This is a genomic window from Microcoleus sp. B7-D4 (genome assembly GCF_036705125.1).
Taxonomy (GTDB): Bacteria; Cyanobacteriota; Cyanobacteriia; order Cyanobacteriales; family Microcoleaceae; genus Microcoleus.
The window spans coordinates 1-1,681 of the sequence record NZ_JAUBTT010000247.1 but is presented as its reverse complement, the minus strand read 5'-3'; the positions used below and the strand labels follow the sequence as shown (position 1 = coordinate 1,681).

The 1,681-nt window shown below is 41.9% G+C and carries 1 pseudogene; it reads right to left on the bottom strand.

Features of this window, described 5'->3' with window-relative positions:
• Positions 1–57: 57 nt before the first annotated feature.
• Positions 58–1,555: pseudogene (locus QUB12_RS37220) on the bottom strand (IS5 family transposase).
• Positions 1,556–1,681: the final 126 nt, after the last annotated feature.

Here is a 1,681-nt window from a genome sequence, read left to right as displayed (position 1 = left end):
TAATTAGGGCTTGCTGAATAATCGATCGCACATCAAGAATAAGAGCGATCGATATATTCAAGCTCGATTAAAGATAAGTTTTTTCGGTAGATAGTCACCCCAATGATAATTGTAGATTATCTTCAACCAAAAAACAGGCCTTCTTTTTCCAAATAGACATAAAAACACACAAAAAACCCGGCGCCACCAGGTAGCAAGGTTCATAACTAGAAAAGTAATTGCAATAACTGTACCAGATGTATTATCGAGTTTAGCCATCACTCGATTCAGACCGAATCTTCGTTTACCTTGCCCGAACTTGCCCTCAATCGCATTGCGAATTCTCTCATCTTCCAACGCTTGCTTTTTTTTTGATTTACTGACGTTTGCTGGCGGTCTTCCTAGAGGCGGCCCACTAATTCTAATTCCTCTTTCTTTGCACCAAGCTCGGTTCTAAGAGTGTACGGTAAATTCGATCGGCATGAACCGACTCTGGATAGTATCCCGTGAATCTATAATAAGCTTCTAAAGAGTGCTTTTAAGTCCCCTGATTCGTTAAAATTATCCCAGCTCATCCGGTCTAAAAACACATATCCTTCAAAACAACTGGCTGATAGTTTGGCTCCAAACTCTACGCTTTTCCCTGCTTTCCCTCGCGACGTTGGGACGGATGTGGGGTTGACTTAAACTTACTATTCTATCCTGAATACTCTGTTTATCGTTGTCAAACAACCACTGTTGGAAAGCGAGCGACTTCTGTGAGGACTAGCAAGGTTTTATATTGCTTTTTATTCAAACCTTCTAGGGTGGCACCTAAATCAATTAGCTGTTCAATATGACCTAGGTTTCTTTTGATATATTGGAGTTGTTTTTTAATTGCCTGTCTTCTTTTGTTGCGTGTGGGTCGTCTTTGTTTCGCTACTGCTAAGTAGTCTTTTCTAGCCTTATTACGGTAGGTTCTTGGTTTTTTAGGGGTTTTTTCTTTGATTTGTTTATACAGGATGTCTAGGATTTTTTCTGTATGAACTCTGGCTCTGTTTAATAGTCCTAAGTCTGTCGGATAACTAATGTCGGCTGGGGCGCAGGTTGCATCTATGATTAGTTTACCGCGATTGGGGGACTCATTTTTGCCGTCCGAATCCTTTTTTTTTTCGGGTGTGACTGCCGTGATTTCTCGCATTTTTTCAACCATCCGTTCGTTCACTTTATTAATTAGGTTCGGACTAATTCTTTGCCGAAAGTGTACTAATAGGGATGGATCAAATGCGACTTCATTGCTGTAGTTTGATTGACCGATAAAGTATTGTAGATAGGGGTTTTCACGGATTTGTTCTACCGTTTCGCGATCGCTAATTCCCAGCTTTTCTTTAATAATTAACGCCCCCAATGCCATCCGAAAGGATTTGGCTGGTGCGCCCTTTTCTGTGGGGAAGTTTTCAGCATATTCTGATTCAAATTCTGACCACGGGATTAGTTCGGCCATTTTCACCCAACGGTTGTCTGATGACAACCTTCCTCCAAAGGGTAGTTCAAACTCGGATGGGGGACTTGGAGCAAGCTCAGCTTTTCTGTACACAATCGCAGGTGGTGATGCACGACTTTTGATCTATTTTAGCCGTTTTTCTTGCACACTTCTCTCGATCGCCCGCTCGAATAATCCAGGTCCGTCAGCTTTTGGCGCTTATTCAGCAAGCCCTAATTA